Below are 12,435 nucleotides of genomic sequence, written 5' to 3' on the forward strand. Positions count from 1 at the left end.
ACCGCTCAGGGCGCGGCAGGGATGACCGCCGCCACCGCCTCGTCAACGGTCGTGTGCGTGAACGTGAACCCGGATGCCTCGAGCGCGGCCGGCACGACGTGTGCATCGACGAGTAGCACCGCGTCGGCCATGTCGCGTCCGAGTCCCAGGCGGAGAGCCCACGCCGGTGCGCGCAGGATGTAGGGCCTGTTCATGCGGCGCGCCAGCGCGAAGCCGAGATCGTTGGCGGTCGCGCGGGTCGGCCCCGACAGATTGACGGGTCCCTCGAGCTGCGCATCGATGACGTGGCGGATGGCGCGCACCTCGTCGACGAGCGAGATCCACGGCCAGACCTGTGTACCGCGGCCCATCGGCCCGCTGAGCCCGAACCTCGTCAGCAGGATCAGGGGTTTCAGCACGCTCTCGGGGTGGACGACGGGCGCGGTCCGGAGCAGCGCGACGCGCGCCGACCCGGCCGTGCGCGCGGTGGCCTCCCACTCGACACACAGGTCGCTCAGGAATCCATCCCCCGGGCCCGCGTCCTCGCGCAATTCGCGTCCGGGAACGGACCCGTAATAGCCGATCGCGCTGGCGGACACGAATGCCGGAGCGTTGTCGCCGAGCGTGCGCAAGGATTTCGCCAGCACACCCGTGGCCTCGAGTCGGGACGACACCAACGTTCGCTTGTAGGACGACGTCCACGGGATGCGCCCGATACTCGCACCGTTCAGGTTGACGACAGCCGTGGCCCCCTCGAGCACGCTCGGATCGAGCGGCGAGCCGTCCAGCCAGCGGACCTCAGAAGGGCCCTGTGGCTCACGCCGAACGAGAGTCGTCACCTCGATGCCGTCGGCGAGAAGACTGTCGGTGAGCGTCCGGCCAATCAGGCCAGAGGCGCCCGCGATGACGACGCGCTGAGACATCCGATCCGCCCGCCTCAGGCGAGCGTCGCCTCGAGCGTGATCTCGATGCCCGCGAGAGCCTGCGAGACGGGGCATCCCGTTTTCGCGTCCTGCGCGATCTTGGCGAAGTCTTCGGCGCTGAGCCCCGGTACGACCGCGTTGACATTCAGGTGGCTGCCCGTGATTCCGGTGCCCGGCACGAAGGTGACGGATGCCGTGGTGTCGACGCTCTCGGGCGGGGTGCCGTTCTCGCTTAGCGCGTGCGAGAGCGCCATGCTGAAGCAGGACGAGTGAGCCGCGGCGATGAGTTCTTCGGGCGTCGTGACGGAACCGGATCCCTCGGAACGGGCCTTCCAGTTGACGTCGAAAGTGCCGGCGTGGGAGGTGTCGAGGGCGACCGTGCCCGAGCCGCCCATGAGGCTGCCCTTCCAGGCGGTGCTGGCTTCGCTCGTAACGCTCATGGGAGTCCTCCGGGTTGGTTGTGCCGCTGCATCGTCGGCACGGATCACCGACGACCTGTCTCTCCGGTCAGCCTAATCCGGCCCGCGGGGCGTGCGCGACGTAACGCCGAGGATTGCGTCTCAGACGGCGGGACGCGCGCGCCCGACGACGCCCGCACGCTGGAGGACGAGGTACAGCTGGCAGCCGAGGCACAGACCGAAGACGGCGTTCAGGAACGCGGCGACAAACGCGGCGGCGGCGGCGATCGGTAGCGCCCACGGCACCCCCGCGAGGTGCAGGACGAGGCCGATCGTGACGACAAACAGTCCGACGCCCTGCGCAAAGCGGGGCGGGCGCGGGTCTTCGAGCTCGGTCGGGGGCTTCAGACGCGGCCGGATGACCCGGCGAAACAGCGCACCCCACGGCGCCGTGCGCGGCGCGAGCACGCCCCACAGGAATAGCAGGGCGATCACGAGCATCAGCAGGAAACCCGGGTCGAGTGCGCGCTGAGCGAGGGAGGCGTAGGTGATCGCGAACGATCCGTCGCCGGGGAGTGTGCTTCCGGTCCCCGAAACGATTCCGAAGTCGAAACTCTGGGACGTCGAGAGACCTGTCAGCCCCAGCAGCACGGCCACGGCGAGCAAAACAGCGGTGATGGATGCCGCAAAGCGTGGTCCACGCGGGTCGATGCCCGCGGGGGCGCTGGTTCGATCAGACACGTTCGGGCTCCGCTTCGGGTGCTGCGTCAGCACCGATCACCCGCGCCAGCTCCATCTCGATCACATCGCGGCGCGCGACACCGCCGAAGCGCGTCTGCACGACGCCGTCGCGATCGAGGATGAGTGTCGTCGGGGTCTGCAGGACGTGGAAGTGCTTCGCGATGTCGGGACGATTGGTCAGGTCGACGTCGAGATGACGCACGCCCGGGCGCGCATCTGCGACGGCCGAGAGGGTGCGGTGAACGCCCGGGCAGCGCGAGCACATTTCGGTGCTGAACTGCAGAAGTGTTGCGACATCGCCCAGTCCGTCGGCGCCGAGCCGCGCGGGTTCGACGACCTCATGGGGCACGTGGTGATGCGCGCGTCCCTGGTTCCACCGCACGACGATGCCCGCGACAACGGTGACCGTCAGCAAGACGGCCAATCCGATCAGGGCTTCAACGAGAGTCACAGCAACCCAGGATAGGCGTGTCGGGCAGGCCGGGGCTCGCTCGAGAGACTTTTAACGGCTACGCCGTAACAATCGTCCGGACGCTCGCGGGTAGTCTGGGCGCGTGACCGATGCTGCTATCTCCGCCGAGTCCACCGTCCCCGCCGTCGAGTTCCGCTCCGACGTGACCGTCGAGCTCGTGCGTTCGAGCGCGTCCGACAGCGATGTGTTGTTCGCTGCGCGCGTCTCGACGATGGGCGAGCAGACACTCGAAGAAGCCGCATCCGGTGCCGACGCGTCCGCTCGTGATCGCGGACTGATCAACTACCTCATGCGCGACCGCCACGGTTCGCCGTTCGAGCACAACTCGATGACGTTCTACGTTCAGGCCCCGATCTTCGTGTTCCGCGAGTTCATGCGGCACCGCATCGCGTCTTATAACGAAGAGTCGGGCCGCTACCGCGAGCTCCGCCCGGTGTTCTACGTTCCCGCCGCTGACCGTCGCCTGATCCAGGTGGGCAAGCCGGGTGCGTACGAGTTCCTCGAGGGGACCCCGGAACAGACTGCGCTGACGGATGCTGTCACGCGCGAGGCATCCGTCCACGCGTTCGAGGCATACCAGCGGATGCTCGACGCCGGTGTTGCCCGCGAGGTCGCCCGCATCGTGCTTCCGCTGAACATCTACTCGTCGATGTACGTGACGATGAACGCCCGTGCCCTGATGAACTTCCTGTCCTTGCGTACGAAGCGTGAGGGCACCCACTTCCCGTCGTTCCCGCAGCGCGAGATCGAGATGGTGGCGGAAAAGATGGAGCACATCTGGACCGATCTCATGCCGTTCACGCACGCCTCGTTCAACGGCAACGGTCGCGTCGCGCCCTGAGGCGCCGGGCTCGCGCGCGATGGCCAAGACAGTGCTCATCACGGGCGCCAGCTCGGGACTCGGCACCGAGTACGCCCGCCAGCTGGCGGCGCGTGGTGCGAACCTCGTGCTCGTCGCCCGCGATCGCGGGGCGCTCGAGCGCCTCGGGGCGGAGCTTGCCCGCGACCACGGGATCTCTTACGAGGTGCTCGCCGTCGACCTCACCAAGCCGCGCCAGCTCGAGAAGGTGACGGACCGCCTCGCTGAGGTCGCGCGCCCCATCGAGATGCTCGTCAACAACGCCGGCTTCGGGCTGGACCTCGCGTTCGAGAGCAACGACATCGAAGATGAGGCGCGCCACCTTGCGCTGCACGTCGAGGTGCCGATGCGCCTCATGCGGGCGGCCCTGCCCGGCATGCTCGAGCGTGGCAGCGGACGGATCGTCAACATCGCTTCGGTGGCCGGCTTCATCCCGCGCTCGACGTATGGCGCCTGCAAGGGCTGGCTGATCAGTTTCAGCCGGTGGGCGAACGGGCGGTACGCACCCCGCGGGGTGACCGTCACGGCAGTCTGCCCGGGCTTCACGCATACGGGCTTCCACGAGCGCATGGGTCTCGCGCCCGGCAATGAGGGCGTGCCCGCCGCGCTCTGGCTCGACGCATCCGACGTCGTCTCGGAATCCCTCCGGGATATCGCCCGCGGCAAGGCCGTGTCGGTTCCGTCTCTGCGGTACAAGGCGCTCGTGGCGCTGACCCGTCTGGTGCCGCCGTCGTTCGCTGCACGGGTGGGGGAGAGTGGCCGCTGAGCGATCGCTGTGACCCCGGGAGTCTCCGCGGTCGTCACACGAGTGAGGTTGCACGACACCGCGGCCCGATAGCCTAGGAACCATGACTCACACCGCCAATCCCTTCGGTCAGGTGCTGGTCGCGCTCGTCACCCCCATGACGGCCGACGGCGAGGTCGATTGGCCCGCTGTCGAGAAGCACATCGACGACGTCATCACGGCGGGTGCGGATGGAATCGTCGTGACGGGTACGACCGGTGAGACGAGCACGTTGACGGATGCTGAGAAGCTCCGTCTGGTCGAGGTCGGCAAGGACGTCTCGGCCGGACGCGCCAAGATCATCACGGGCGGCGGCTCGAACGAGACGGCCCACGCGATCGGGCTGTACAAGGCGAGCGAAAAGGCCGGCGCCGACGGCATCATGATCGTCACGCCGTACTACAACAAGCCGACTCAAGCAGGCATCCTCACGCACTTCCGCCTCGTTGCGGACGCCACGGACCTGCCGGTCATTCTCTACGACATCCCGGGGCGCACCGGGGTCGAGATCAAGTACGAGACGATTCTGCGTCTCGCCAAACACCCGAACATCCTCGCCGTCAAGGATGCCAAGGGCGACTTCAGCGAGGTCAGCCGCGTGCTCAACCAGACCGATCTGATGTACTTCTCGGGCGACGACGCCAACGTGCTGCCGCACCTGGCGATCGGGGCTTCTGGCCTGATCGGTGTCACGGCGAACATCACCGCGACGCCGTACCGCACGATCGTGGATGCCGTGAACCGCGGCGACCTCGCAGCGGCCACCGCGGCGCACAAGCAGCTCGAGCCCCTGGTTCGCGCGGTGATGACGCACGTGCCGGGCACCGTCGCCGCGAAGTACATCCTGCACGGCCTCGGTCGGATCGGCAGCCCACGGGTGCGCCTGCCGCTCGTTGGCCCGGAAGAGTGGGAAGCCGCCGCGATCGAGGACGAGCTCGCCCTCGTTCGCGAGGTCGCGGGTGCCGACTTCTCGAACTTCCGTCCTGACCGCAACGCGGCCGCAGGCGGCGCTCTCCCGAAGATCCACGGCACGACCCGCTGATCCCGCCCCCGCGCCCAGCGCACGGGAAACGGACCATCGCCCGAACGGGCGCCAAAAGACCACAGCCCGAACCCGGGCCAAAAACCACAGCCGCGGACCCCTCACCGGGCCGCGCACACCACAACAACACACGAGCGGGAGCCGCGAGGCTCCCTGGAGGCAGCATGCCCACGAACGTCTACGATCCGCCCGCCCTCGAACAGGGCACCCTGCGCGTCTTCCCCCTCGGCGGACTCGGCGAGATCGGTCGCAACATGACCGTCTTCGAGTACGAGGGCAAGCTCCTCATCGTCGACTGCGGTGTGTTGTTCCCCGAAGAGCACCAGCCGGGTGTCGACCTGATCCTGCCGGACTTCGAGCCGATCAAGTCCCGTCTCGACGACATCGTCGGCCTCGTTCTGACCCACGGTCACGAAGACCACATCGGCGCGGTTCCGTACCTGTTGAAGCTAAAGGGCGACATCCCCATCATCGGCTCCGGGCTGACGCTTGCGCTGATCGAAGCGAAGCTCAAAGAGCACCGCATCCGCCCGTACAGCCTCACCGTGCGCGAGGGCCAGCACGAGAAGGTCGGCCCGTTCGACCTCGAGTTCATCGCGGTCAACCACTCGATCCCGGACGCGCTCGCCGTCGCGATTCGCACGCCCGCGGGCCTCGTGCTCGCCACGGGTGACTTCAAGATGGACCAGCTGCCGCTCGACGGCCGCCTGACCGACCTGCGCGCCTTCGCGCGTCTGGGCGAAGAGGGCGTCGATCTGTTCCTCGTCGATTCGACGAACGCGGATGTCCCGGGCTTCACGCCGCTCGAAAGCTCGATCGGTCCGGTGCTCGATCAGGTGATCGGCAAGGCCCAGCGTCGCGTCGTCGTCGCAAGCTTCTCCAGTCACGTCCACCGTGTGCAGCAGGTGCTGGATGCAGCGGCCGCACATGGCCGTCGCGTCGCGTTCCTCGGACGCAGCATGGTGCGCAACATGACGATCGCGTCCGACCTCGGCTACCTGCGGGTGCCCGAGGGTGTGCTCATCGACTACAAGAAGGCGCGCGACCTGCCCGACGACAAGATCGTCTACATGTCGACAGGTTCGCAGGGTGAGCCGATGGCCGTGCTGAGTCGCATGGCGAATCTCGACCACGAGATCGAGCCGGGTCCGGGCGACACCGTGATCCTCGCGTCGAGCCTGATCCCGGGTAACGAGAACGCGGTCTACCGCGTGATCGACGGGCTCACCAAGCTCGGCGCCAACGTCGTCCACAAGGGCAACGCGAAGGTGCACGTCTCGGGCCACGCGGCCGCGGGTGAGCTCCTCTACTGCTACAACATCCTGAAGCCGAAGAACGTGCTGCCGATCCACGGCGAGTACCGGCACCTGACCGCCAACGCCCGCATCGCGCAGTCGAGCGGCATTCCGATCGAGCGCACGTTCCTGGCCGAGAACGGCACCGTCATCGATCTGCGTGATGGCGTCGCATCCGTCGTCGGCCAGCTCGACATCGGGTTCGTCTATGTCGACGGATCGACCGTCGGTGAGATCACGGATGCCGACCTCAAGGATCGCCGCATCCTCGGCGAAGAGGGCTTCATCTCGGTCATCGTCGTCGTCGACGCCGCGACAGGCAAGATCATCACCGGCCCCGAGATCCACGCGCGCGGCTTCGCCGAAGACGACAAGGTGTTCGACAGTGTCAAGCCGAAGATCGCCGCTGCCCTCGAGGAAGCCGCCCAGTCGGGTGTGCGGGACACGCACGCGCTCGCGCAGATCGTGCGCCGGACGATCGGTCGCTGGGTCAGCCAGTCGCTGCGTCGTCGCCCGATGATCGTGCCGCTCGTCATCGAGGCGTAACAGGGGGCGCTGCGCCGCTACACTCGCCGCATGCCCGCCTCGTTCACCACGCGTCCCGCCGCCCAGGCGGATGGCGGGTTCTTGGCGGACATGGTCGTCGAAGCCGTCAATTGGCGTGCGGGCGGTGCGCGTCCACGGCATCAGATTCTGTCCACACCCGAGCACGGCCGGTTCGTCGCGGGGTGGATGCGTCCGAGCGACGCCGGGTTCGTCGCGCTCGACCCGCAGGGATCACCCATCGGCGCCGCCTGGTACCGGATGCTTCCGCGCACCGACCCCTCTTTCGCCCATGTCGGCACGGGGGTTCCCGAGATGATCATCGGCGTGCGGCCGATCTGGCGCGCGCACGGGGTGGGGCGGGCGCTGCTGAAGCAGCTGACGGCGCACGCGGCGCAGACCGGGTTCGCTCGACTCAGCCTGAACGTCGCGCGCGGCAACTTCGCCGCGGTGTTCTACCGCTCTGAGGGCTTCGCCGTGACACAACCCGGAGTCGGTCGAGACACCATGGTCAAGCGCCTGCGGTGAGCCGGGGCTGAGACCGGCGTGAGGTCGAGCCGCGTCGCTGCGGCCGAACGTCGCACGTCAGTCGTACCGTGGGGGAATGGCCAGGAGTACCAGCCCGACCAAGAGCGGCCGCACGCCCGCTAAGGGCACCACGACGCGCGCGCGAAAGCCCGCGCCCGCACCGAAGCGGTATGACGACGAGCCCGAACGGCCGCCCGTCATCGCGCGCGCCTGGATGGGCGTCGCTCACGGTGTCGGCGGGCTGTTCCGCGCGTTCGGACCCGAGACACTCGAGAAGGATCAGCGCCGCGACGGCTTCCCGTTCCTGCTCGTGCTGCTGGCCATTGCCGGCGGCGTCATCGAATGGTTCTTCATCGGCAACGACGTCGCTCGCTCGATCTCCGATTACAGCGTCGGCGGCATGCTCGGGCGACTCGCCTTCGTTCTGCCGGTACTCGTGCTGATCCTGGCGGGCTGGCTCTTCCGCCACCCCTCGAGCGTGCACGACAACGGACGCATCGGCATCGGCTTCGGGATGCTGGTGTTGACCGGCGCGGGCTTCTGCCATCTCGCCGGTGACCGCCCCGTCCCGAGTGAGGGTCTGCCCGTGCTCAGCCGCTCGGGCGGATTGTTCGGCTGGATGGTCGCCGAACCCCTCGCCCTCGCGCTGACACCGATCGGCGCCTGGATCGTGTTGGTGCTCGTTGCACTCTTGAGCGTCCTCATCATCACCAAGACCCCGCCGAACCGCATCGGTTCGCGGATGGGCGATCTGTATGCGTGGATGTTCGGAGAGCATGCGCGCCCCGAGGCCGACACCGCGACCACGGGCAAGCCCGAGGTCGCCGCCGAGGCCGAAGATCCGAGCACCCCCTGGTGGCGTCGCAACAAGACCGGCCGCGAGGAAGACCCCGAGGGGGCCCTGAGTTCGCAGGACCTCACGGAGTTGCTGACGCCGGGCTCGACGCACGGCGGTTTCGAACAGGCCATCGCCACGGCTCCGCCCGTCCCACCCGCCCCGGTGTTCTCGCCGGACGCGCTGACGGAAGTCATCGACCCGAATCTGCTCGCCGATGCGGAACGCGCCGCTGCGGCCGCGCGGCAGCAGGGTACATCGATCCACCGCACATCCATTCACGACGACGCGACCGAGTCCGTCGATGACGGCGTGCTGCCCGGATTGTCCGGCCTGGGAACGGACGGCGCCCTCGCCGGCAACCGCCCCGCAAACCCGTATCGTCTGCCGTCGGTCAGCGCGCTCGCCGCGGGCACGCCCGCCAAGGCGCGCTCGGCCGCGAACGACGAGGTCGTGCGCTCACTGACCGAGGTGCTGCGCCAGTTCGGCGTGGATGCTCGGGTCACGGGCTTCTCGCGCGGTCCGACAGTGACTCAGTACGAGATCGAACTCGGCCCGGGTGTCAAGGTCGAGCGCATCACGGCACTGACGAACAACATCGCGTACGCCGTCGCATCCAACGAGGTCCGCATCCTCGCCCCGATTCCTGGCAAGAGCGCGATCGGTGTCGAGATCCCGAACGCCGACCGCGAGATCGTGACGCTCGGCGATGTGCTTCGCTCGGGAAATGCGCAGCAGTCCACGCATCCCATGACCATCGGTGTGGGCAAGGACGTCGGCGGCGGGTTCGTTGTCGCCAACCTGGCGAAGATGCCCCACCTGCTCGTGGCCGGTTCGACCGGTTCGGGTAAGTCGAGCTTCGTGAACTCCATGATCACGAGCTTGCTGATGCGCGCGAAGCCCTCCGAGGTTCGCATGGTGCTGATCGACCCGAAGCGCGTCGAGCTGACGTCGTACGCGGGCGTGCCCCACCTGATCACGCCCATCATCACGAACCCCAAGAAGGCCGCCGAGGCGCTGCAGTGGGTCGTGAAAGAGATGGACATGCGGTACGACGACCTCGCGTCGTTCGGGTTCCGCCACATCGACGACTTCAACAAGGCCGTCGTCGCGAACGAGATCCAGCTGCCCGCGGGCAGCGAACGTGTGCTGAAGCCCTACCCGTACCTGCTCGTGGTGGTCGATGAGCTCGCCGACCTGATGATGGTCGCCCCGCGCGACGTCGAGGACTCGATCGTCCGCATCACCCAGCTCGCGCGAGCATCCGGTATCCACCTGGTGCTCGCGACCCAGCGCCCGAGCGTTGACGTCGTCACGGGTCTGATCAAAGCCAACGTTCCGTCGCGTCTCGCCTTCGCCGTGACGAGCGTGACCGACTCCCGCGTCATCCTCGACCAGCCCGGCGCCGATCGCCTGATCGGCCAGGGAGACGGATTGTTCCTGCCGATGGGCGCCTCGAAGGCGATCCGTGTGCAGGGCGCGTGGGTGAGCGAGCGTGAGATCGAGACGGTCGTGGCGTACGTGACCGGACAGGCGCGTCCGGAGTACCGCTCGGATGTCGCGGCCGTGGCCGAGAAGAAAGAGATCGACGCCGACATTGGTGACGACCTCGAGTTGCTGCTTGCGGCGGCCGAACTGATCGTCTCGACCCAGTTCGGATCGACGTCGATGCTGCAGCGCAAGCTCCGCGTCGGGTTCGCCAAGGCCGGACGCCTGATGGACCTGCTCGAAGCGCGTGAGATCGTCGGTCCCTCTGAAGGCTCGAAGGCTCGTGACGTTCTGGTGACCGCCGAACAACTCCCCGAGGTCCTGGGCATGCTCCGCGGCGACGTGGCCCCGGCCGCGCCTGTTGCGCCTGCTGCCCCCGCCGCGGCTCCGGCCCCGGCCGTCGGGTACGAGGCGGACTCGCGCTACGGCACCGACGCGGTCGCCGACTCTCTCGCTGCCCAGTACGACGGCCTGCCGGTCGTCGACGCTGAAGACAGCGACGAGGATGCCTGGGGCCTGACGGGGCGCGACTGATGGCCGTTCCTCGGCAGCTCCCCAACGCGATCACGATCGCGCGGATTCTTTGCGCCCCCGTCTTCCTGTGGATGCTGCTCGCCGACGGCGGCGCCGATGGCGCACTGCGTTGGTGGGCGGCGGTGCTGTTCATCGTCGCGATCGCGACCGACGGGATCGACGGCTACATCGCTCGGCGCTACAAGATCGTCACCGACCTCGGCAAGCTCCTCGACCCGATCGCCGACAAGGTGCTGACGGGATTCGCCTTCATCGGTCTGTCGATCCTGCTCGAGTTGCCGTGGTGGATCACGATCATCGTGCTGATCCGCGAGGTCGGCATCACGGTGCACCGCCTCCTCGTCGCGAGTGACCATGTCGTCGCGGCCGCGTGGATGGGCAAGCTCAAGACCGTCGCCCAGGCCGTCGCCCTGTCGCTCGCGTTGCTCCCGCTGTCATCGGTGGTGGGGGAATGGATCATCTGGGTCAATATCGTGACGATGTGGATCGCTGTCATCCTGACCATCGCGAGCGGGATCGACTACGTCGTGACCGAGATCCGCGGCGCACGCCGTTCCCGCACCGACCGAACATGACCGAAGAGGGGCGGTCCGCGGGGGAGTGGCGGCCTTACGCATCCACCGGCGACGCCGCACAGGATGCCGCCGTCGCCTTGGAGCGACTGCGTGCGCGCGGCTGGACGCTCGGCATCGCCGAGTCGCTCACCGGAGGCATGCTCGCGGCAGCGCTGATCTCCGTTCCCGGGGCCTCCGCCACGGTGCGGGGCGCGATCGTGGCCTACGCCACCCCGCTCAAGCATTCGCTGCTCGGCGTGGATGCGGCGCTCCTCGCCGAGCATGGCGCAGTGCACCCCGAGGTGGCGCGCCAGATGGCCGACGGTGTGCGCCGCGCGGTGGCGATCGACGGCCGGCCGGCCGAAGTCGGCATCGCGACGACGGGCATCGCGGGTCCCGACTCTCCCGACGGACAACCCGTGGGTACGGTTCATATCGGGATGAGCACACCCGACGATTCCCGCGTCCTCACGCTGCAACTGAATGGCGATCGGGCAACCATCCGGTCGGAAAGCGTCGGCTTTGCCCTCGGCGCCCTGTTGAGCATCGTCTGAGGGAATACCACGTGTTTCGTCTCCGTTACATTCGGTGATTCCCAGCCTCTGCAAAGCGGGGGGCATTAGATTGGCACCATTCGGTGCTGTAATGTGGCCCACCCGGTGGGGCACAGCGAGGACAGTGAGGAGGGGGCATCATGATCCTGGTTCGTCAAGAGATCGGGGACGTCCTTCGGGACTTCCGTCTGCAGAAGGGTCAAACCCTCCGTCAGGTCGCCGGCAAGGCAAGCGTCGCGCTCGGCTACCTCAGCGAGGTTGAGCGTGGTCAGAAAGAAGCCTCGAGCGAGATCCTCGCTTCTGTGGCCGAGGCACTCGACGTGCCCATTTCGACGATCATGCGCGAAGTCGGCGATCGCATTTCTGTGATGGAAGGCCTCCAGACCTTCCCGGATGTCGTTCCCGACGACCTCGTCGCGTCGGTCGACGCCGAGCTGTCGCTGCGCTGACCCCGGATGCGTCGAAGCGAATTCGAGCGCGCCGTCGAGGATGAGTTCGGCGCCGCCTATGGTGCCGTCGTGACCGCCGACCTCGGACTCGACGCACTCGGCGGCCGCACCGCCGCTGTCGCGATTGCGGCGGGCGTCGACCCGCGCGAGGTGTGGGTCGCTTTGTGCGCTGCGACGGATGTCCCGCCCGAGCGCCGCTACGGTGTCGGTCGGCTCGAGCCGCGGTCCTGAAGTTGTGACCGAGGTCGTCTCGATTCGACCGCCCCCTGATCGCATGCTAAGCTCGATTCTTGTGCCGCGGGGTGGAGCAGCTCGGTAGCTCGCTGGGCTCATAACCCAGAGGTCGTAGGTTCAAATCCTGCCCCCGCAACAAAAAGAGAGTCCCGAAAGCCGTCAAGGCTTCCGGGACTCTCTGCTTTTCGGCCGGCTTGCCGCCTGTCACCATGCACGTCAGGAT

General features: G+C 67.6%; 14 protein-coding genes and 1 tRNA gene. 11 read left to right on the forward strand and 4 right to left on the reverse strand.

Annotation, left to right across the window (positions count from 1 at the left end; translation table 11 throughout):
- Positions 1–5 precede the first annotated feature (5 nt).
- From MIC448_RS05170 to MIC448_RS05185, 4 genes are all read right to left on the reverse strand, one after another.
- Entirely contained in the window at positions 6–902 is an 897-nt protein-coding gene (locus tag MIC448_RS05170; protein WP_036297005.1) for a TIGR01777 family oxidoreductase, read from the reverse strand.
- Between the two features lie 14 nt (positions 903–916).
- Complete coding sequence (locus MIC448_RS05175) at positions 917–1,342, reverse strand: OsmC family peroxiredoxin (protein WP_036297007.1); 426 nt, start codon at positions 1,340–1,342, stop codon at positions 917–919.
- 120 nt (positions 1,343–1,462) lie between these two features.
- Entirely contained in the window at positions 1,463–2,041 is a 579-nt protein-coding gene (locus MIC448_RS05180) for a DUF4395 domain-containing protein (RefSeq protein WP_036297010.1), read from the reverse strand.
- Entirely contained in the window at positions 2,034–2,492 is a 459-nt protein-coding gene (locus MIC448_RS05185; protein ID WP_036297012.1) for a thioredoxin family protein, read from the reverse strand. Before MIC448_RS05185 ends, MIC448_RS05180 begins: the two co-directional genes overlap by 8 nt.
- Positions 2,493–2,595: 103 nt before the next feature.
- Here MIC448_RS05185 and thyX point away from each other — a divergent pair, with 103 nt between their 5' ends.
- From thyX to MIC448_RS05240, 11 genes are all read left to right on the forward strand, one after another.
- On the forward strand, positions 2,596–3,354 hold the full coding sequence (thyX, locus tag MIC448_RS05190) for an FAD-dependent thymidylate synthase (protein WP_232711601.1): 759 nt from the start codon (positions 2,596–2,598) through the stop codon (positions 3,352–3,354).
- Positions 3,355–3,373: 19 nt separating this feature from the next.
- Positions 3,374–4,138, forward strand: coding sequence for an SDR family oxidoreductase (locus MIC448_RS05195; protein WP_036297015.1), 765 nt, complete (start codon positions 3,374–3,376; stop codon positions 4,136–4,138).
- An 82-nt stretch (positions 4,139–4,220) separates the two neighbouring features.
- Positions 4,221–5,198 (forward strand): 4-hydroxy-tetrahydrodipicolinate synthase, encoded by a 978-nt coding sequence (dapA, locus tag MIC448_RS05200; protein WP_036297018.1) that lies wholly within the window; start codon positions 4,221–4,223, stop codon positions 5,196–5,198.
- A gap of 164 nt (positions 5,199–5,362) precedes the next feature.
- Positions 5,363–7,039, forward strand: coding sequence for a ribonuclease J (locus MIC448_RS05205; protein ID WP_036297022.1), 1,677 nt, complete (start codon positions 5,363–5,365; stop codon positions 7,037–7,039).
- Positions 7,040–7,069: 30 nt separating this feature from the next.
- A complete protein-coding gene (locus tag MIC448_RS05210; protein WP_036297027.1) occupies positions 7,070–7,564 on the forward strand; it encodes a GNAT family N-acetyltransferase in 495 nt (164 codons plus the stop codon).
- A gap of 76 nt (positions 7,565–7,640) precedes the next feature.
- Complete coding sequence (locus tag MIC448_RS05215; RefSeq protein ID WP_036297029.1) at positions 7,641–10,421, forward strand: DNA translocase FtsK; 2,781 nt, start codon at positions 7,641–7,643, stop codon at positions 10,419–10,421.
- Positions 10,421–10,996: a CDP-diacylglycerol--glycerol-3-phosphate 3-phosphatidyltransferase gene (pgsA, locus tag MIC448_RS05220; RefSeq protein WP_036297030.1), complete on the forward strand. Its 576-nt coding sequence runs from the start codon at positions 10,421–10,423 to the stop codon at positions 10,994–10,996. The genes MIC448_RS05215 and pgsA overlap by 1 nt, the downstream gene beginning before the upstream one ends.
- A complete protein-coding gene (locus MIC448_RS05225) occupies positions 10,993–11,529 on the forward strand; it encodes a CinA family protein (protein ID WP_051513183.1) in 537 nt (178 codons plus the stop codon). Before pgsA ends, MIC448_RS05225 begins: the two co-directional genes overlap by 4 nt.
- A 140-nt stretch (positions 11,530–11,669) precedes the next feature.
- Positions 11,670–11,978, forward strand: a complete 309-nt coding sequence (locus MIC448_RS05230) for a helix-turn-helix domain-containing protein (protein WP_036297033.1) — start codon at positions 11,670–11,672, stop codon at positions 11,976–11,978.
- Positions 11,979–11,984: 6 nt separating this feature from the next.
- Positions 11,985–12,209 (forward strand): DUF3046 domain-containing protein, encoded by a 225-nt coding sequence (locus MIC448_RS05235; protein WP_036297035.1) that lies wholly within the window; start codon positions 11,985–11,987, stop codon positions 12,207–12,209.
- Positions 12,210–12,274: 65 nt separating this feature from the next.
- A tRNA-Met gene (locus MIC448_RS05240) sits at positions 12,275–12,348 on the forward strand.
- Positions 12,349–12,435: the final 87 nt, after the last annotated feature.

Source organism: Microbacterium sp. C448 (assembly GCF_000582705.2).
GTDB lineage: Bacteria > Actinomycetota > Actinomycetes > Actinomycetales > Microbacteriaceae > Microbacterium > Microbacterium lacus_A.

Excerpts from the sequence above, each read along its gene's own strand:
- MIC448_RS05170 (WP_036297005.1), bottom strand. The coding sequence starts at position 902 with ATGTCTCAGCGCGTCGTCATCGCGGGCGCCTCTGGCCTGATTGGCCGG.
- MIC448_RS05175 (WP_036297007.1), bottom strand. The coding sequence starts at position 1,342 with ATGAGCGTTACGAGCGAAGCCAGCACCGCCTGGAAGGGCAGCCTCATG.
- MIC448_RS05195 (WP_036297015.1), top strand. The coding sequence starts at position 3,374 with ATGGCCAAGACAGTGCTCATCACGGGCGCCAGCTCGGGACTCGGCACC.
- dapA (WP_036297018.1), top strand. The coding sequence starts at position 4,221 with ATGACTCACACCGCCAATCCCTTCGGTCAGGTGCTGGTCGCGCTCGTC.
- MIC448_RS05205 (WP_036297022.1), top strand. The coding sequence starts at position 5,363 with ATGCCCACGAACGTCTACGATCCGCCCGCCCTCGAACAGGGCACCCTG.
- MIC448_RS05210 (WP_036297027.1), top strand. The coding sequence starts at position 7,070 with ATGCCCGCCTCGTTCACCACGCGTCCCGCCGCCCAGGCGGATGGCGGG.
- MIC448_RS05215 (WP_036297029.1), top strand. The coding sequence starts at position 7,641 with ATGGCCAGGAGTACCAGCCCGACCAAGAGCGGCCGCACGCCCGCTAAG.
- pgsA (WP_036297030.1), top strand. The coding sequence starts at position 10,421 with ATGGCCGTTCCTCGGCAGCTCCCCAACGCGATCACGATCGCGCGGATT.
- MIC448_RS05225 (WP_051513183.1), top strand. The coding sequence starts at position 10,993 with ATGACCGAAGAGGGGCGGTCCGCGGGGGAGTGGCGGCCTTACGCATCC.
- MIC448_RS05230 (WP_036297033.1), top strand. The coding sequence starts at position 11,670 with ATGATCCTGGTTCGTCAAGAGATCGGGGACGTCCTTCGGGACTTCCGT.
- MIC448_RS05235 (WP_036297035.1), top strand. The coding sequence starts at position 11,985 with ATGCGTCGAAGCGAATTCGAGCGCGCCGTCGAGGATGAGTTCGGCGCC.